Below are 21,869 nucleotides of genomic sequence, written 5' to 3' on the forward strand. Positions count from 1 at the left end.
GGTTTAGAATACATTCATAATTTTAGTTCTTTACAACTTCATAACCCGGTCACTGCATAACATCGTAACTATTTCCCATACTGCTTATTATAGTACTTCTGATATTCTCCCGAAGTAACATGAGTTAACCACTCTTCATTTTCCAGGTACCAATCGATGGCCTTATCGAGTCCTTCTTCGAAAGTTACGGATGGTTTCCACCCCAGTTCTTTATTGATCTTTGTAGCATCTATGGCATACCGAAGATCGTGTCCGGGTCTGTCTTTAACAAAGGTGATTAATTTTTCCGAAGTACCTTTTGCTCTTCCCAGTTTTTTGTCCATCAATTTACAAAGTAACTTAACCAAATCTATATTCTTCCATTCATTGAAACCGCCAATATTGTACGTTTCTCCATTTTTTCCTTCATGATAAATAAGGTCGATAGCCACTGCATGATCCATAACATACAACCAGTCGCGTGTATAATTTCCGTCTCCATATACCGGGAGAGGCTTGTTATTAATAATATTATTAATGAACAGGGGAATTAATTTTTCCGGAAATTGATTAGGTCCGTAGTTGTTTGAACAATTAGATATTACATAAGGCATCCCGAAAGTTTCTCCATAGGCCCGCACAAAATGATCCGAACTGGCTTTAGATGCAGAATAGGGTGAATTTGGGTCGTAAGCTGTGGTTTCCGTAAAAAAACCTGTCGCGCCCAGGCTACCATACACCTCATCGGTACTGATATGGTAAAACCTTTTCCCTTCCCAGCTATGCTGCCACAAAGCTTTAAAAGCGTTCAGCAGAACCATCGTGCCCAAAATATTGGTTTTCGCAAAAGCCAACGGGTCTTTTATAGATCGATCTACATGGCTTTCGGCAGCGAGATGAATAATGCTGTCAAACTTATATTCAATAAAAAGACGGTTTACAAAAGCTTCATCTGTTATATCTCCTTTTACAAACTTATAATTGGATTTGTCCTGGATATCCTTCAGGTTCTCCAAGTTACCGGCATAGGTAAGTGCATCCAGGTTAAAGATCAGATCGTCCGGATAGGTATTCACAAAATACCTTACTACATGAGAACCAATGAACCCCGCCCCTCCGGTTATCAGGATCTTTTTCGTTATTGATTTATTTATATTCGAGTTATTCATCTTTTACTTCTTGCCTGTGAAATAAGATTTGAGACGATTCCTCAAATACATTTTCCCATAATATGTTTTTAAATACTTTTCACGTTTCAAAGCATCTTCTTGATCTATACATCCTTCAAAATATATTAATTTAAAAGGTCTTCGATGTTTGGTTGAAGTTACTTTACCTCTTTGATGAGCTTCAAACCTTTTTGTTTTAGATTCATTTCTTCCATTCGAATTTTAATGGCTTCAATCGGATAGATAATATTAATTCTCATGGTTATCTATTAACATTGTTAATATTTCTGCTTCATCTCCTTCTTTTGTATCCGACGTTGCGTCAAAGATAATTTCAAGCCTTTCTAATACTTTCTCGTAATCCTGTTCTGATTTTATAGGTTTAATTTTCATCTGTTTATCCTATTGTTCTTAAGAAGAGGGATTTCTATTCAATCCAAATGGATTTAATCGTTGAATATTTGCTCCAGAATTTTAATGGTGATCAGGTAGGTAGGCTTGACACCTGTAATACCTAATCCTCCGGAAGCCAAGGTACTACCGGTCTCTAACGGATTATCAGAGGCATAATAAGCATAGCGTACCTTTACATCTTCCCTGATACTCTTCCTGATCTTTGAAGCAGACTGAATAGCCTTCTGATAATGTGCTCCTTCCATTTCTAACCCTATAACATTCCAGGTACTATCGTGGAAAAATTTCAGCAGGTCTCGGTTTTGCAATGATGTTCCCAATACCGTAACCATAGCACCTTCAAACACTTTCAGGCCATTTCCTTCAAAATCTGATATATTTAACTCATTATGGAAAGGGTAGTTGTCGGCGGTTCCTTCAAAAATGTGAGAAGTCGGGATCATCAGATCTCCTTTACTTCCTTCCAAGATCCCTGCTTTCCCCATAATGGAAACAGAAACCACATTTAAGTACTGTGTTTTGCCCTTTCCTTCTTTATAGGGTTTCAAAAGTTCATCTATCGTCTCGTAGGCCTGTTCACCAAAGGCATAGTCCATAACAAACAACACCGGTTTTTCTTCATCGCTATACCGATCGTCAGGTGTAGTAAAGTGCGACCTGGAAAAATCGATTTTTGAAGTATCGAAAATCTGTACGTCTATGTTTGTTCCGGAAGTATCGGGGATACTGATCATACCGTGTTTTTCGGCATATTGTTTTACTTTATTCCTAAGGATCTCATTTTTTGGATCACTCAACATTCCATATACTTCATACGCTCCTTTTGAAGTCATTTCTTTATTTAGAACTACCGGCGCATATATGGAATTCATCACACTGTGCATATTAGCACTGATAATGTGAATCGGCCTGTGTAAAAGCTGCTGCTTTTTCAGTGTTTTCTTGATGGTATTTGCCCAGATCTCTCCATGAATATGATGTCCTAACCTTTCTCTCAAAATCGGACTAAAAGTAATGCTACGTTTGTTCCCGTGTATCACTTCTTCTATCCCTAACTTTCCTAACCAGTAAATAATAGACAGAAAACGCTCCGGATTGTCTTTGGTTGCAAAGGTTTTGTGAGCTTCCAGAAGTTCGTTGAACGTCCTCCCTAAAATATTTGACAGGTGAATGAGCGCATTCTCCCGTTCAGCAAGTGTTAGTTTCTTTCTGGCGACTGTATTCTCAATTTTAATCCAGTCTCTTGTAACCTCTCCTGTTTTATTGATCAGCACATTTTTACTGATCTTATGCGATTCAATAAACAGAAATGTAAGATGGGTTAAAATATCATAGATATCCGACCGGCCCCTGGTTATTTCTATATTCATCTGTTCGTCGTCTACACGATAACAGTTTCGACGCCGCTTGGGCGGGACAATTACTTTAAAATGCGATTCTTTATACCCTTCATCTGAAATAAGGTTGATATACCTGCATTCTTCAATCCCGACGGGCAATCGGTCTAAAACATACATAAGGCCGTTAAGTTCCGCTTTATCATCGGCTACAGAGCCATATATTTCAGGCCTTAATTCCAATAATGCTTCTCGCAATGTGTCTCCGGAAACGCCGGTTGGTTTGTAAAATCCCCGGTTAAACAGATGTCTCATCGTTATATACATCCGTTCGATGGCGTTAGTAGATTCTTGTGCCCGGGTTCTTCCTTTAATTGTATTCATAAAGATTTTTACTAAACAAAAATACGAGTTCTTTTCTAAATTTGTTTCTTTTTAACCATGATTCTAATATTTTAACTGAAGGAAAACTACGATTAAACCATTATTTAACAATCACTTATTCTTTTTCATTGATGAAAAAGAATCAAAAAATCTAGGCTTGACTGTTCGGTTACCCGCTATTATTTTGAGAATTTGTCTGTACGGTCATCTGTTACTCCCTTTATCGACTATTGAGGCTGATAACCATAGTACGGCAGGGGATCGATGAAGTATACAGGGAGTATCGGCAGACTTTTTAATTGATTTAGAAGCAAGCTTCTCTTTTCAGATGTTTACTGTACTGCTTCTCCAGTACAAGCAATATACAAACGAACTGCTAAAACCCTATGGCGTCAAAAAAACTTTTACCTGATCCGCAACTTTTTTACAAAAGCTTCATTCATAAAATGAAAAAAGCACCTGAAAAAGGTGCTTTTGTTCTGAGGCATCGAGCGGATTCGAACCGCTGTACAAGGTTTTGCAGACCTCTGCCTAGCCACTCGGCCACGATGCCGTTATTTTGGGCGACAAATATAAGCGTTTATTTTATTTATTTGCAAAAATTATCGCTTCAAAGTCATTTCAATGGTTACCATCTCTACATTTCCTCCTATAGGTGGATTGATCTTTGAAACCTGAACAGTAGTTTCGTCGGCTATTGTTATTTCATCGAAAATCCTTTCTATGATCCTTTTAGCAACATGTTCAAGCAATTTAGAACGGATTGCCATTTCCTGCTTAACAATCCGGTTTACATGTACATAGTCTACGGTATCTGTTAAAGCATCACTATTTGCAGAAGGCTGTAAATCTGCTTTCACTTCAACGTCTACCCTGTAGTCGCTCCCTATTTTCCCTTCTTCTATCAGGCAACCATGATAGGCATATACCTGAATATTTGTTACTCTTATAATTCCCACGCTGACTTTTTAAGCAAAATTAATCTTTTATCTGTTAATGATAAATAATTTGGAAGTTATGTTGTGATGGTGTGATGGAGTTGGCAGGGTATCAGCGCGATTTGTTTCTAGAATTTGAGCCTGTTTAAAAAAGTGTTTCATTCGTATTAATTAAATATGTATACTTTGTCGATATTCTAAACAGAGACTTTAAAAATTTAAATAACCGATCCATAGCTAAACTGTTTTACTGAAGGCGAAATTTAATCCAAAGAATAACGGGACTATTGTGACCCAAGCTTTTTGCAACTCCTTTAATCTTCATCTCCGGATTGATATAGGGCAATGCCTTTATCTACAACCAGTTCCTATGAAAAACCACCAGAGGAGCTCACAGGTTCCGTCTGAGGTCGTTCCTACTGGTAGCTAAAGAATCTAATATTTTTACCCGACAATAATTTTAACAGGAATGCTAAAATATTGATTTATCGGTTCAGGATAGTTGATTTGTTTTATAAACAACTTTTCCAAAGTTCAGTACTTTGGAAAAGTTACGGAAATCGTCTAAAAAACCTTAGAAGCGCTTCCTTTTTTCTGTGTACACGGACATTCGCTTATTCCTTGGAAGAAGTCGAATCCGATGGTTATCATGTGTGTTCCTGAGTTATACCCTATCAATTCATTAAGGGTTACCTGATATCCGTAAGCAAAAAAGAAATTTTTAATATTAAGACCAACCATTGGCGTAATATTCAAAGGGTCTAAAAACTGGTCGTTTAAGAATCGGTATGAGATTGCCGCCCAATAGCTATTCTCAAGGTCGTATTGTCTGAAGCGAACGTTAAAGTCTGTGTTTGATCGTCCGTCACTTTCGAACAGTTGGAGGAAAACAGATGGTTCGATCTCAAATTTACTGGTTCTGTGGGGTCTCCACTTATACCCTGAATAGATATAGTAATTCCTTAATGCATTAGGCTCATTAATGGCGAATAAGTCGAGATCTTTATTCAGAAGGTTCGATGCATTCAAACTAAAATAAAAGTCTTGTAAACGATATAAAAAGCCCACATCGAAGTTGTGGTTGTTTGTCTTTCTATCATTAACCGCAGGGTCGTTAGGGTCGAAGGTTTCCGTATCGATCCGAAACTGATTAAAATTATAAGAAAGTCCGAACGACATAAAATGGTTTTCAAAAGCATCGAATGTGAGGTGATGAGCAAACGACAATTTTGCTCCGCGGGTATGGGTGAAACCGTTTCTGTCATTGAATAAAGTAGCTCCTATACCCGATCGGTTGCCTACCCGCATATCTATCGCCAGAGACTGTGTATCGGGAGCGTCTTTAACCCCTACCCATTGGGTGACTCCATTTAGCCGGGTTCGGATATGATCTCCAATACCCGCAAATGTCGGGGATAAGATAAAAGGGTTATCTGCTAAATATTGTGTGTATGGCGGCAATGTTATTTCTTGTGCTTTTGATTGATAAACAGACATCAAAACACAAAAAATACTGCATAAATAGGTTACAACTTGTTTCACTAGTTTTAGTTTTTATAATTCTTTATTAATCAATAACGGGGCTAATTGTTTCGTTTAAAAAATTATTGCTATTCTATTTTAATGAGCCTTCTATAATCAGAGTTATCTTAATAAGGTGAAATGCCCCATGAACTCACGTTCATCACTTCCTTCCAACTTCATTACATACCAGTAATCTCCGGTTGGTAACGGCGAACCATTGTATCTTCCGTCCCATTTTTCACCAACACGAACCTCGGCAACCATTCTTCCGTAACGGTCATAAATCCTGGTACGGATCTCAGGGAAACCTTCATCATTGTCAGGCCCCCAGGTATCGTTATAATTATCTCCATTAGGCGTAAAGTGGTCAGGGATATCGATATCTATAAACTCTTTTTCTGCCAGTATTTCATGGCTACATCCTAAAGCGTCTGTCACCACCACCCTGATCTGTTTAATCTCAGCGCCGGATGCATCTGTGTAACCGGGGTCTGTATTGCTTACATAATAGGTATTGTCACTGCCCTGATTCTTATCGTTAAAATAATACGTATAAGGTGGCACTCCGCCTGATGCATTTACTTCTATCAGGTTCATTATATTCGGATCGGAAGCATCAACAACTGTTACCTGATCAATCTGATGAACCGTAAAACGCTGATCATCGGCAATCATTTTGGCACAGGCCTCATAGAACAATGTTATGTACTGATCTGCTCCCGGAGCGACGTTTTCTATGATTCCTCTCTGACCGTCTGTATAATCAAATGCTACGGCCTGATTAATATCGGCCGAATTCAAGGCATACAACACATCGTCGGGCGTAATACCAGACTGGTTTAGCAACGTTACCTCCACGCGGTTTTGCGCAGCATTATCAACACATTCTTCAACAACTTCGATTTCGGCTCTCAGGTCAGGACCTGCTTCAACAGGCACCACCAAATTAATCTCACATCCATTGGCATCGCGTACAAAGATGATGTGCGATTTGCCTCCTTCCAGATTATTAAATATATATTGATCTTGTACAAAGTCGTTATTATCCTGCGAGTTCAGGCTTGTATAATAAGGGGCGGTTCCTCCGCTAACATTAATTTCTATATATCCGTCATTTTCTCCGGAACAGCTTTCGTGTACTACTGCCTGGGTAGCCATCACCAAAGGATCAGGGGCTTCAATCCTGAAATCGAGTACATATGGTTCGCATCCTTTACTATCCTGGGCGATCACCGTATAGTCTCCCGGTAATAATTCTGTAAAGTCTCCTTCGTCAAAAAACTGATCAAGATTCGGAGAAATCGCATATTTATATACTCCTGTACCTCCTTCAAGCCCGACATTGATAGCTCCATAGCCATCGACACATAAAGGATTCTGAACAACCGGTGTTTTAAGGCGTAATTCATTACCGTCTTTTATCTGAATATCTGTCCTTGTCTGACAATCTTCACTTTCGACCACCACATAGTAGTCGCCGGCTTTTAATCCCTCGAAATAATTGGCTGCCTGCGGTGACACTAACTGATCGTCACTGCTGTTGTACAATGAATACATATACCTTCCTAATCCGCCTGTTGCTTTTACTCTTACATAGCCTGTTGCGTGTCCGAAGCAATTTACGTCAGTAGTAATTTCAGCATCAAGCTTAAGTTCAGGAACAGGGTCTATAGTAATCGTATTAGATACCTGTGAAATACAACCGTTACCGTCTTGAACATAATATGAATACTGTCCTTCGCCAAGACCTGAGATCGTAGCTGAATTACCACTAAAAGGAATGAAAGTCCCCGATCTGTCCGTACTATATGCGTATGGCGCTGTTCCTCCGGTAACCCTAAGTTCTAATCCTGCATTATTTCCGGCACAGGTTAATCTGTCGGTTATTACAAGACTTATATCCATCTCCTGAGGCTCATCGATAAATACCCGGCCTGAAATAAAATCACATCCCCAGCCATCAGAAACCGTTACGGTATAATAACCTGTAGGCAGAAACTCAAATACAGGTGATGTTTGCGGCGGGAATTGCGACAGGACATTCCCTGATGCATCTGTAAAGCTCAGTGTATACAGGTACGATGCATTGCTGTCTACAGCAGGTCTTCCTCCCTGGATATTCTGAACTGTAATAGTTCCGGCATAGTCATCAAAACAGAAGTTATCGGATGCACTTACTGTTGCGGTAATCGGATCCGGCTGTACGAATGTAATGACATCTGACGCTATACAACCACCGGCATCTCTTACGAATACCTCATAGCTGCCTGCACTTATGTTCGGGAAGATATTAGCCGAACCATAATCTGACGGGGCAGGGGTTGTTCCTTGTACTACCAAAGCGTATTCATAGAACCCATACCCACCGGTAGCGGTAACTGTAATTTCACCAGGGTCTGTACAGGTAAGGTATTGCGATGCTTCTACCTTGATATTCATTGGCGTTGCCGACTGATTGATGCTGAAGTAGCTCCTGTTCTCGCAGAATGGCGTACCGGTTTGATTTACTACCACATAGTAGGCTCCTGCAAACAGGTTGATATTTGTATGGGCAGCTTCGGTTCCTGATTTAACAGGGGCATCATTTGCCGCATTGAATATTTCCCAGGTAAATCCGCCACTATAGGAAGCATCTATCATGTTTATATCTACTATGCCGGTTTCGGTACCATGGCACAATACATCCTGGTGTTTGACCACTTCGATATCGAAGGTATTCGGGTCTTTTAATTCGGTTGTCGTTGATAATTCGCAACCTGTATTGGTGTTGGTTACCGTTATGATATAATGTCCGAAATCGAGACCTGAGAACGTATGGTCTGTCGGGCTTGCATCTGTATTGTTTAATGTAACAGCATCGGTGTATGAACCATCGGCATTGCTTATGTTGTATTGCAGTGCTGCGTTTCCTATAGGTGCATCGAGGGTTACGGTTACTTCAACTTCGCCATCGCCTCCATTACAGGTTGGGTCGACAGGGGTTGCAGTAATATCGGTAATTCCGGCAAACGGATCGATATTTATAGTATCGGTTACAAAGCAACCATCGGCATTGGCATCGTATACATTTACGGTTACCGTTCCTCCCAGTACATTCGATACATAAAACTCATTGGCGGCAGATCGTTGGGTCTTATCGTCTGCCGGGTTCCCATTGGAATATATGAACTCATAGATATAGCTGCCGCTTCCGCCGCTAACTCCATTGGCTGTTACTTTGGCTATACTGTTGTTGTTCGAGCCCGGTGTACAGACAAATTCTTCAGCAGCCAGTGTAAGACCTGTAATGGCCGCAGGCTCATTTACCGTTACCGTTTGGAGTGTTGTACAACTGTTTGCCCCGGTTGCCGTTATCGTATAAGTTCCTGCTATTAATCCGCTGAATGTTGCTGTATATGCAGGAGTTGTATCATCTGCCGGGATCGGTGTTGTAATCGGGTTGCCATTGGAATCGGTAGCATCGGTGATCGCGAAGGTAAACGGTCCGCTACCGTTATCGATCGCATTTACACGAATACTTCCGGTTCCTCCGTTACAAAGTGCATCGACAGGAGTCGCAGTAAAGTCCGGTTCGAGGGCAGGTGCTACGGTAACAGTTTTTGTTATAGAGCAGCCCCCTTCCATATCGTATACTATTATCACATAATCTCCTACTGAATCTGCTCCATTCCAGGTAATCCCGGTAACAGGTAAAGCCGTTCGAACTACATTTACAGGTCCGTTTATCTCATACTCATATGTACCCGAGCCTGATATATTGGAAATGGTGATCGCTGCATTTCCGCCCGGCGGGGTTTCGCAGTCTAACAACGCTGTAACCTGCGCATTGAAGTCGAGAGGCGTAATGGTCGTTGTGTCTGTCGCATTGTCGCTACAGCCATTCGCATCTATAATTTCAATGTTATATGTTCCGGCTGCCAGTCCGCTGATCAGGTATTGGTTGCTAACATCGAAAGTTACATTTCGAGTTGCTCCATTAACTACCAACGAATAACTTCCGTCTGCATTTGGAATACCCGCCTGATCTAAAGTGACCGTTATATCGAAGCCTCCCGTTATATCGCAGTTATCAGTAACTGTCAGTGATATCTGAGGTGTTGGATCGGTACCTACTGTAGCTGTTCCGGTTACTGTACAACCTAGGGCCGAGCTAACGCTAACATCATAGGTTCCTGCATCGAGCCCCGTAAAGATTCCGTCGTTATTTGTTTGAACCGGAGTACCTCCCTGGCTCAACTCATATACATAAGGAGGATCGGTTTCTGTTGCAGGGTCGAGGGTCACTGTTACTGTACCATCGCTTCCAACACAGGTAACATTGGTGGCTTCTATAGTATCGATAACCGGAACAACAGGAGCTTCAAGATCGGCCTCAATGGTTTCTATACAACCTGTAGTTGTATCTTCAACAGTGAAGGTATACGTTCTTACGGCATCCAGATCGGTAAAGACATTCCCTGTCTGGGTTGCAGCGGCATAGTCTATACTATAGTCAAAGTTCCCCGAACCACCGGTAGCTGTAATTGTGATTTGTCCGCCTACCGGAGCCGCACAGGAAATCTGTTTATCGATATTATAACTCAACGTAAAGACGTCGTATAAAGTGACTGGACTATTGAAGTTTTCATTACAACTCCACTGGTCACTAATTGTAACCGTATAATCCCCGGCTCCAAGCCCTGTAAATACGGCACTCATTCCCGTTTTTGGTGCGCCGAGGTTTACACCGTCTTTTATCAGCTGTATGGTATAATTACTTCCTTGTCCGCCGGCGATGTTATTTACTGTAATCTCACCATTATTACCATCGCAATTGGCATTGCTGGCGATGATATCGGCTGTAATAGGCAGGGGATCTTCAAGAAGCTCTGTTCCTAAACTTGTATAACAGCCATTTCCATCCATTACATAAATGTAATAAGTACCCGGAGCCAATCCTTCCCAACGTGCCTGACCGGCAGTGTACAAAGTTTCATCTGTTGGGTCGGCAATGTCTGTTGCAGACACATAGTAGCTGTAATTGCCCCAACCGCCACTAGCTGTGATTTCTATAATGCCGTCATTACCGGCACAAGTGATCGGGCTTGCCTGAGCTGTGGCATTTAACACAGAATCAGGCCCTGAAATACTGAAGTTTTGCTGCTTGCTACAGGCAGGAGCACTACTTTGGGAGATCACCACATAGTAGTCACCTACCGGTAAGTTAACCACAGGCGTAGGACCCATATCCGGATGAGTGGCCAGGCCGGTTACCGGATTGTTGGTAAGTTGTTCAAACACCTGATAATCGAAACCACCGCTATAAACCGCATCGGCAATCGAGAACGTAACGGCACCGGTACTGGTTCCGAAACAATCCACGTCATTTATAATATTAGTGCTTATGGTAAAGGTATTCGGGTCTGTTAATTCAACCGTATTTTGTACCAAACACCCTGTAGTTGTATTTGTTGCCGTTACCTGGTAAGTACCAATTCCTAAACCTGTAAAAGTATGAGTAGCGACATTTGCTGTAAAGGTATCGTTATATGCTACATCCAATCCAACAATGTCATATCGTATATTGGTGCTTCCAAGCCCTAAACCAAATGTAACATCTATTTGTACTTCTCCGTCATTCCCCGGCATACAAGTAGGGTTGGTTGGTATTGCAGAAACATTTATTTGGTTATACGGATCGATGGTAACTGTTTCACTACCAACACAGTTATTATCATCGTATACGTTAACAGTATAACTGCCACCTGTAAGGTTGGTAACGGTATAACTTGTATTTGTGCCTCTTTGAACTGTATTGCCCGAAACGTCTTCAACAAACTCAAAGATGGTATAAGTACCGCTTCCTCCTGTTGTTGCCGAAGGATCTATAGTAATCACAGCATTGCTTACATTGTTTCCAGTTGCACAACCAAATTGAGAAACCGATACATCGGGCACAATTATGGCAGGTTCATTAATGGTGACTGTTTCGGTATCCTGGCATCCGTTGGCTGCTGTAACCTGAATGGTATAGGTTACTCCCGAAGCTCCTGTTCCGTCTAAACCGGTAAAGGTTGCCGTTGTTGCACCTGAACTGGTTGGTGCTATAGGCAACGTTATAGGATTGGTGGCTCCGGCTGCTGAAACAATTTCAAAGGTAAAAGGTCCGGTTCCATTATCGGGCACTGAAACCGAAACAGTACCATTATCGGCACCAAAACAGGTTTCGTCGGTGGAATGGTTAACCGCTATAACAGGCTCTAACCTATTTGGAACCTCTATGGTAAATTCCTTTTTACACTCTGGTGTTGTGGTATTGTTATCGTAAATAGTAACCGTATAGGTTTCAGGAACTGTAATCACGGCATCAAAAGGATTTCCAGGCAATGCCTGTCTTAAAACTACAGTACCTAAACCATTGGTAATCTCGTAATCGTAACTGCCTGAACCATTTAATACCTCGATAGTGATTTCCGCATCAGGAGAGATCGAACAATCAATAAGCTTTGTCAATAAAACAGAAGCTTCTAAAGTAGGGTATACGGTTACCGAGCTTGTAGCGGTACAGCCATTGCTGTCTATAACAGAAACATCGTATGTCCCTGCCGCTACATTGGTAAATACCCCGCCATTATCGACATACGTAACCCCATTATCTATAGAATATAACAACGTAGCACCTCCACTGGCTGTGGCATTGATAGTTACGGTATGAGAAACAGCACAATTATCGACATCAACAGACGTAATAACCGGAGGCTGGGCAATATTTAATATTACGTCTCCAAGGTTCTTAGGACATCCGTATTGGTCTTCTACGCTTACGGTTACTGTTATAGAAGATGGGTTAGGAGTATTGATCTGTGAAATCGGAACTTCTATAGGGTTATCGGTCGTATTGCTTATCGGTGCAACGAAGTCCGGGCTGGTTAAAGTGTAGTGGTAGGTACCCCCGCCACCTGTTATATTGTTTATTTGTACCAGTCCGGGCGTATCACAGGTAATATCCCTGATTGCTACAGGGGTTCCTGTAATATCATCTAATTCATCTAAGAAGAGGTTCTCGGTTGCTCCTACACACGAGTCTATTCCTCCGTCTACTTCAGTTACCTGTATAAAATAATTCCCAGGAGCTAAGCCTGTAACGGTTATATCTTGAGGGGATGCATACGGTTGATTCCCTCCGCTATTGGTTACAGGAACAGGAGTTCCAGAACTCATGTCAAAAACTTCCCATCTAAATTCATTCCCAAAAGGTAATTCATTATCGGTTACTGTGTAGGTTATCGTTCCGTTATTAGCACCGAAACACGAAGGAGTATAAGTAGATGTTATTTCTAAAGGTACGGTAATCAAGTCGTTAACATTCACATTACTCTGCCTTACACAACCTACTGCATCCTGTACATAGAACACATAGGTCCTACCGGGCACCAGGCCTGTAAACACATATGGCGTAAATTCATCTTGAGCCGGACTCGTCCAGGTTGCAGTAGCAGGATTAAAACTGGCCGGATCATCGGTATAAGCATAAACATAATCGGGTGAGCCTTCACTACCTTGTACAGAAACTTGTAGTTCGTTACAATTTACCACAATAGCATGAATGGTAATATCCAAATCATCAAGAGGGTATGGTATTACAAATGGAGGGAAGTCTGTTTGACAAACGGTATTCCCGGATCCGTCAACCGTTCTCATAGATGGATTTACGGTTGTACCTGATACATATCCCGTTAATTGATCAGTGACTCCCGGATTTGAATTATCACCGATCCATGTATTACCACCATCGATACTAAACTCAATAGTTCCGAGCGTTGTAGGATAGTTTTCAAATCGCAATCCGAACAAATTAGGATCTCCTGAACATGAACTTGGTGTTACACCGACAACATCTGCTGTTAACTCTTCAGGATTGTTAATAGTTACCGGGGTATCGGTTACCGTACATCCGGTGGCATCGGTAACATTAATGGTATAATTCCCCGGAGCAAGGTTATAATAGGTTTTGGTGTTATTAATAACATTATTCGTTGTTTCATTGGCAGCACCTCCATTATCCAGATCTATTATTTGATAGGTATAAGGTGCCATCCCTGAAGTTACCGTTATAGTTATTTGTCCGGTACCATCATGGCATTCAGGATCGGCAGGCACGGCTGTAATCGTTAAAGGAGTAGCCGGGTTTACAGTAACCGTTTCCATATATTCACAATGCGGATCGTTTGCATTATTATCCCATACATACACATCGTAAATACCATCATTCCCGGTAGTAACCGTAAAGGTATTCGCAGTACTGAAATCAGCTACGGTTACAGTTGTTCCGGTTGACACAAAAGCATATTGCAGTGTGCCTATTCCTCCGCTTGCCGTTACGGTGATCTGTCCGTCGGAACAGCTGGTTAAATGGTCAACAGCTACAGTTGCCGTGATTTCCGGATTAATGTTGATGGTTTCTGAGTCTACACATCCGTATGCATCCCTCACTTCAACCGTATAACTACCATTGACCAAATCGGTAAAGGTATGGGTTGTTGCGGTTGCCGGTGTCGGGGTTATCCAGGCACCACCATTAATTCTGAACATTAAATTCCCGTTGTTTCCAGATACATTTGCAGTAATCGTTCCATCGTTATTGCCCGTATAACAAGCTGTAGCATTTAGTGTCACTGAAGGGGAGACCGCTGCGTTAATAACCACCGGGGCAGCCGTTAAAGCCTCACAGCTATTGGCGTCCCTTACCCTGATATTATAGGTTTCGGCCGGGAGGTTTGTAAAGGTCGTATTCGTGCCGTTAGCAGCGAAATCGTATCCGGCTACAATGCCGTTACTGTCTTCCAGTTGGTAATGATAAGCCGCTGTACCCCCATAAGCAGATGCGGTAATAGAGGCCCCTGTAGTACAAGTTAAAGGAGAGTTCAACATAGCGGTAACCCCTAATAATGCAGGCTCTGTGATCGTTTGGGTCAGCACAACGGTACACCCGGCTATAGGATTATCGACATCTCTGACAGTAATTGTATAATCTCCTGCGGTTAATCCTGTAATCGTTTCAGGAGAGGTAGTAGCTGTGTTTACATATCCGGCGCCATTGATATCGTATTCGAAACCACCGGCGCCAAAATTTTCAACCTCAAATGTAATACTTCCATCAGATCCTCCATGACAGCTTACATGGGTACTTGCCGTAATTGAAGCCATGAACTCGAATCCGGCGGCTACATTTGCAGGAACCGTTGTTGTACAGGTCGTTCCTAAAGCGGCATTTCCGGTACCGTAATTTACACGTATGACATAATTTCCAACTGCAACATTGGCAAAAACATTATTATTTCCCTGAGTTGCGTATTCGTATCCTGCAATCGGATTCCCGGCAGTGTCTTCCAACTGATACTCATAAGTACCGGCTGGTACCGCAGTAACTGTTAAATTACCCGAACCGTCACAACTATAAATAATGGATGTACTTAATATTGGTTCTACAGGAAGTGGATCGATGATTACAGGTGTATCGAAACTACACGTAGTGGTGTTAAAATCCCTTACGCGAACCGTATATGTGCCATTTGTAAAAGTAGGGGTAAAGGTATAGTTTGTAGCAGTAGTTCCTCCGGCTGGTAACCACCCGGTCTGCCCATCTATGCTATACTGATAAGTTCCGGAGCCTCCGGTAACATTCGCTATCGTAATCTGGGACTCAGCAGAACAGGTATAGGCCGTAGCACTCACATCAGCACCTAATTGACCCGGCTGATTAATTGTAATGGTAGCTGTATCGGGACATCCGTTATTATCGGTTACCGTAACATTATAAGTGCCTGCCGGCAAATTACCAAACCCTCCTGTGGTATTGGTAATATCTATCCCTGCAATTGCATTTACAATACGATACGTGTATGGTGCGGTTCCTCCACTGCCTGTTAATGTAATGGAGCCATTAGTATCTCCGAAACAAGTAACATCGGTATGCGCTTCCGTAAAATCTACCGGGGCATCCTGGCCTATAACAACCTGAGTCGTTGCCTCACAGTATTCAACATTGCCATTGTTATCCCTTACGTACACATCATAAGTTCCGGTTGTAGTTACTGTAAATGTATTTCCTGCCTGGAAATTGGTGCCATCTATACTGTATACATAACTACCATCACCGCCGCCGGCAGTAATTGTAATATCGGTACTTGCAGGCGATCCACAAGCCGGGATTATCCCTGCTACAGCAGCTATTGTTAACTCATTATCAATAATTATTTGCTGCGTATCGGTACAATCTAAATCATCGCGTACGGTCACCGTATATGTCCCGGCACCTACGCTAAACGTATTTGTCGTACCAAAGGCACCTCCGTTAATACTGTATTCGTAGGGAGCTGTTCCTCCTGTAGCTGTTGCAGTAATAGTAACATTATCAGTGCCGTCGTAACACCCGCTACCTGCCAGTGTCAATGCTGGTGAAGTAGCCGGTTGCAGATCAAAAGTACGGTCGACAGAACAACCTCCTGCATCAGTAACCGTAACAGTGTATGTTCCTGTCTGGGTGAGTCCGTTAAATGTATTCGTTGACTGTGGCCCTTGTGTTGTACCGTCAGGATATGCTATTGTATATTGATATCCTCCCCATCCGGCAGTAGCCGTTATAACAACGCTTCCTGAAGGCGTAGAACACGACATAGGCGTTACATCTAATGTAGCGTTCAAAGCAGCCTGTGGTTCTTCTATATCTATGGTAACTGTTGTTGAACAGGAGTTTTCGTCAGTAATCACTACGGTATGTGTTCCGGAGGTTAATGCGGTTAACGCAATAGTTCCGCTATTCTGACCGGTAACCGGAGTTCCTCCAGCTACTGTATAACTATACGACCCCTGAAAATCATTTACCGTGATGGTAGCTTCACCGTCCGTATTCCCTGAACATGAAATGTTGGTCTGTGCCGTTACTGAGGCCGTTATCTGTTTGTTAATGGTAATCTGCTTTGTAGCTTCACATCCATAACCATCCTTTACATATACGTCGTAAGTGTCCGGAGTTAAGTTGTTGAAGGTATATTCATCTGGTGCTGCCGTATTGGGATTGAACCAGGTAGATCCATCGAGGCTGAACTGGTAGTCACCGTTTCCGGAAGTTACTGTTACTGTGATTGTACCATTGTTGAGACCGACATTATAGCAATCTGTTGCGGACAAACCAAAGTCTATGGCCTCCGGAGCAGCTATTGTTACTGAGGCGGCAGCAGGAGCAGCGCAATCGTTAGCGTCTTTAGCACGAACTACATAACTACCCGCATTGGCAGCCCCTGTAATTGTGAAGACATTATTACTGCCATTATTATTATAATCATATCCTGCAATCGGATTCCCGGCAGTGTCTTCCAGCTGATATTCATAGTTTCCTATGCCTCCCCCGGCATTAGCCGTGATAATAGCCGTATAACTATTGCTGCATGTCATTTCCTGCGTTACCTCTGCCGAAACCGTTACCGGCTCCGGAGCTGTTACTTCAACATCGAATTGGGCGGTACAGTTTGCCGTATCTCTTAAATCCCTTACATAGACCGTATAAGTCCCTGCTGTTATCGGGGTCACTGAATTGTTTATCGTTACCGGAGAGCTTGTTGCTGTATACCAGGTGGTGCCGTCTATGGAATATTCAAACCCCTGGGCAGCATCAAAATTGCTAATACTGAATTCTATGGCACCGTCATTGCCCCCGTTACAGCTAACCGGGCTAACATCTATTGGTTCGGCTGTAAAAACTTTTCCGTTTATTGTAACAGGAATATCAACCGTAAGATCACACTTTTCCGGAACCTGATAAGCATGGATATCATCTATAGCTATGTCGTTGCCACTTATTACTGTACTTTGGGTTCTGATAACAATATCCAGAGCCGTATTATTTCCCGGGTTTAGGTTTACGGTATACTCGTGCCAGTCGTCAGCATTATTATTTTTTGGTATTTCACTCGTAGATGTTTCTGCTATAACCCCGCTACTGCCCACCAATTGAACCACCACATAGGGGTCTGCCCCCGACGTGCCTGTACGCAACAGGTTAAAGGCATTGAGAGATATTATAATGTCCTGATTTGGAATAACATCCTGAACACTTTGAGTGAATATCACCCCATTAGGCCCGGCCACATCGCCTACATTTATGGCCATAAACCTTCCGTTTGCCTGTCCGGCATGATCGTTAGGTGAACGCCAGGTTCCGTGGGGATAGGCTATACGCGAAGTTACTGAATACTCCCCGTCGTTTAATTGTACATTATTTATTCCTTGAGGGTCGCAACTATTAGGAGCTGCCATGCTTTGTGATTCATAGCAATATACCGAGCCTATGTTCGGGCTGGTGGTATTGGCTCCTGCGCCAAAATCTTCTTTTAACAGGTTGGAATAGGTTACATAATTCGGGTTGTTATAATGTATGGTAATGGTATGTTCGCCGTCTGCCAGATCATTTACCGTTAAGCTGCTTCCGGTACCTGAAGGTGTTCCGTTCACATCGTAGGTGTACTCATACTCAGGGATGCTAGGGGTAAGGACAATGTTTCCTGTTCCGTCGCAATTATAGGTATAAACCACATCGGCCGTTGGTGCTTCCGGCAGGTCCGGAATTTCTATTTCCATCGGGAATATACAATTTCTGCTGTCTTTAATGAACAACGTATGAGTATCGGCAGACAGATACCCTACAGGATTGTTACTGTAGGATGTTCCACCGTCAAAACTGTATTCATAAGGCGGTGTACCTCCCAACGGATTGGTAATGCGCACCTCTGCCAGTGTTTCATCGTTGGAATCACAACCCGGAAGTTTGGACACTCCTGCAGAAGCCGTTAAACGATCGGGTTCTGTAATCGTAACCGTTTCAGAAGAAGTACAGGTTTGGTCGCCATATGTTTGTGTTACTGTTACTTCATAATTTACACCGGCACTTAGGCCCGTAAATTCCCCTGTCTGGGAATTCACCGTGGTACCGTCGGGTTTTTCCAGAACGTAACTTAAAATATAAGGTGTTGTAGGTGTCGTATGGTTTACCGTTATACTTCCGTCGTTCGATTGAAAACAACTTAGATCTGTTTTACTCCAGGTCCATGCTATAGGTGAAGCGTATTCTATTGTTATTTCCTGCGAGGACACGCTACAGTTATTCCCATCTACCACTACAAAAATATAGGTGCCCTGTTCTCCGGGTTGAAAGGTAAATTCGTTTTCCTGCTGATAATTACCGGCCGGAATGTTATTTGCATCACCGTAGTTTACGGCCGGTGCCGTTGCACCGGTACCGGGTATATATTGCAAAATGGCATAAGCATGTGTTCCGGTACCTCCTGACGAACTAACTTCTATTAACCCATCGTTACAGGTTATATTTTCGATAAGTCTTGCTTCTATATCGAGATCGTACGGATCTATGGTCACTTCTCTTTCAAAATAACAGTTCACTTCCTGCGTACTCCCGTCTGCCGATGGTTTCTGCGTAAAGGCTTTTACCGTATATGTCCCGGCATTCTGATCTTCAAAAACATGTTGTTTTTCGGCTATGGTATGCCCTTCAGCGCTGGCTATAAGAGTTGTTCCCTGCCATAACTCAAAATAATATACAGGGTCTACGTCGTTGATGGTTACAGTTATATCTCCTTTTCCTTCACAATCGGCATCGGTGGTGCTTGCTGTACCGCTAAAATTCCTTTCCCTGATCCCAATTTCTTGTGATGTAAACACACATGCATTATCTACATTATATTGCCTGGTCTCTACGATATAAATCCCGGCATGGTCTATAGCAAATGTCTGATTGAAACTCCAGTCCTGTACCGGCTGGTATGTTCCGTTTATGTCTTCCAGCAACCTGATTTCGTATGTATTATTACCCGGCACATCGTTCACCTGTATTTCTCCGGGCTGAGAACACATAATATCCCTGGAAACATAGGTTGGGTCGAAAGGATTGGTATATACATTAAAATAAAAACGGTCTACGCATCCTCCATCGAATTGCGCCACCAGTCTGTATTCACCTGCTTCACTAACAGTAAAGGCAGAGCCTGACCCTACGTTATGCCACTGGCAGGTACTGTTTTTATTGGCACAGGTATCGTGGATATCAAGGTTTTCACAACCCGCATCTATTTTTTCCCAGGAAATAGATTGTGCTCCAACAATATTTGTGTTGATCGTTCGACTGGCATTGCCACCACATAAAAATAGTTTCACAAGATCGTCACCGTCGTCCGGGCAAGTAACTACGTCATCGGCATAGGATAATAACGGGTTTTCCAATCCGCTGTTAAAGAGCTCCACTTCGAAAAACTCTTCAAAGCTTAAACAGGTACCACCGGTATTTTTCTTGATCACTTTATAGTTTCCGACAGTTGTAACTGTATAGGTTTGAGAATTCGCCCCTGCAATATCCACATAAGTTCCGGAACCATTATCCTTCTGCCACTGATATGTATCGAATCCGCTTCCTGCAACAAGTTCGGTACTGCTACCACACAGAACAACGGTATTCGGCTTATTACAATCGTCTATATCTACCAAAAAGTTGGTCGATCCGGGGGCAGGGAAGTCACATGCCACATAATCTGAATAACTGGGATCATCGGTTACCGGAGCATCATTCAATTCGCCACTATATGAAGAATAGGCCTGGTTTTTTATTTCGTTTGAACAGGCATCGCGTAACTCGCTACAATCTTCTACTACCTGAACATCGATCCGAATATCATATTCGACCCCTTGTTCTTCTCCATCTTGCTTTTTGGTAACATATTGATCAGGGATCTGTATTATTAGTTCACGGGTATTGGCATCATATGAATATGTAGCTCCCGGAATCCCTGAAAGATCTATACTTTGAAAAATCACATTGGTAGGGAGTACATCCCTGATCGTATACCCTACAGCATCGTCGTTCCCGTCGTTTCTGAAAGTAAGCACATAGTCGATTAAATCTCCAAAATGCACGTCCTGCCCTTCTATATCCGTTCCCGACTGATCTTGAACATTTTTTAAAAGAACGATCTCCGGGCCTATAATCTCAACATCAAAGGAAGTAAAGAAAATATCGTATTTATCCTGGGTAGATATAGCCCTTAGGGTTGCACTGGTTGCCCCATTGGGAATAACTCCGTTATTACTGTTATTAATGCTAAGCAGGTCGACATCCCATCCAAGGGTATTTTCGCTATTCGGGTTCCGGTCGGTGAGCAATGCTCCCCCCCTGGAAATACTCCCGTTAAAAAAATTATTTGACGGGTTTACTGCATCACTCAGATTGTAAAAACCATTTCCGGCATCGATACGTAACTGATCTCCGCTAATCCCCCTATCTCCTTCAAGCACCATAACGCCCATTTTAGCCCTTACGGGTTGGGGCGAAGGTAATGTCTGGAATCCCTGAATATCCAGATTATCCAGGGTTTCTCCACTTTTAATCCCGGCATACCCGTCGAAAGTAGTGATCTTTCTCCCCGGTTCTTTTGGGTTTTCGTATACGACAACAATAGACCATCCTCCGGAAACACCTCCTGTAATATCATCCCCTGAACTGGCCCTGACATTAGCTACGGTATAAGTACCGTTCGGATCGGCAAGTGAAGTGATGATACCGGTAATATCTTTATAACATGCATAAGGTTCATAAGCTCCAAAATCGGAATCTCCATCTCCGTCAAAAAGTATTTCATCTGCTGTAATATCTACATAGCTCCCTCCCGGCGTTTTAAGTTTCACCTGATTAAAACCACTCCTGTTAGATTCCTTGAACACAGCTCCCCAATACAAGCCGGCATAAACTACTTTAGGACATCCTCCAACATTATTTGAGATGGTTAAACCAGCACTACTTGAACTAAAAGTATTGGAATCCCCGTCAATATCGATATACTGCATATTCAGATCGTCATTTGCAGTACTTCCATTATATGGATCTTCCGGATCATAATTCCTACTGTCCCTGTTTACTATATTGTTCCCTATCAGGATAATATCACCACGAAGGTTTTGCTGAAACCTGACATCAAAATCATTCTTAACCTGGGCATTACTGCTAAAAGCACTTAACGACAGGTATAATATAAGCAAGTATAGTAAAGGGTTGGCTGCGTAGTTTTGTTTCATGATATCGGGGC

At 42.4% G+C, this 21,869-nt stretch carries 6 protein-coding genes, 1 tRNA gene and 1 pseudogene; all 8 read right to left on the minus strand.

From position 1 onward, the window contains the following. Positions 1-68 precede the first annotated feature (68 nt). Complete coding sequence (gene rfbB, locus MQE36_RS05005; protein ID WP_242938078.1) at positions 69-1,148, minus strand: dTDP-glucose 4,6-dehydratase; 1,080 nt, start codon at positions 1,146-1,148, stop codon at positions 69-71. A 3-nt stretch (positions 1,149-1,151) separates the two neighbouring features. Next, a pseudogene (locus tag MQE36_RS17055) lies at positions 1,152-1,280 on the minus strand (hypothetical protein); the annotation flags it as partial. A 117-nt stretch (positions 1,281-1,397) separates the two neighbouring features. Then, on the minus strand, positions 1,398-1,541 hold the full coding sequence (locus tag MQE36_RS17020) for a hypothetical protein (protein ID WP_341461488.1): 144 nt from the start codon (positions 1,539-1,541) through the stop codon (positions 1,398-1,400). A gap of 53 nt (positions 1,542-1,594) precedes the next feature. Then, positions 1,595-3,283, minus strand: coding sequence for a DUF6909 family protein (locus MQE36_RS05015; RefSeq protein WP_242938079.1), 1,689 nt, complete (start codon positions 3,281-3,283; stop codon positions 1,595-1,597). Positions 3,284-3,765: 482 nt separating this feature from the next. Beyond that, positions 3,766-3,836 (minus strand) — tRNA-Cys (locus MQE36_RS05020). Between the two features lie 49 nt (positions 3,837-3,885). Then, entirely contained in the window at positions 3,886-4,242 is a 357-nt protein-coding gene (folB, locus tag MQE36_RS05025; RefSeq protein WP_242938080.1) for a dihydroneopterin aldolase, read from the minus strand. Between the two features lie 543 nt (positions 4,243-4,785). Further along, the gene (locus MQE36_RS05030; protein WP_242938081.1) at positions 4,786-5,763 is read right to left on the minus strand and encodes a PorP/SprF family type IX secretion system membrane protein; all 978 of its coding nucleotides are present in this window, start codon (positions 5,761-5,763) and stop codon (positions 4,786-4,788) included. A gap of 102 nt (positions 5,764-5,865) precedes the next feature. After that, complete coding sequence (locus MQE36_RS05035; protein ID WP_242938082.1) at positions 5,866-21,858, minus strand: T9SS type B sorting domain-containing protein; 15,993 nt, start codon at positions 21,856-21,858, stop codon at positions 5,866-5,868. Positions 21,859-21,869: the final 11 nt, after the last annotated feature.

The organism is Zhouia spongiae, assembly GCF_022760175.1.
Classification (GTDB): Bacteria; Bacteroidota; Bacteroidia; order Flavobacteriales; family Flavobacteriaceae; genus Zhouia; species Zhouia spongiae.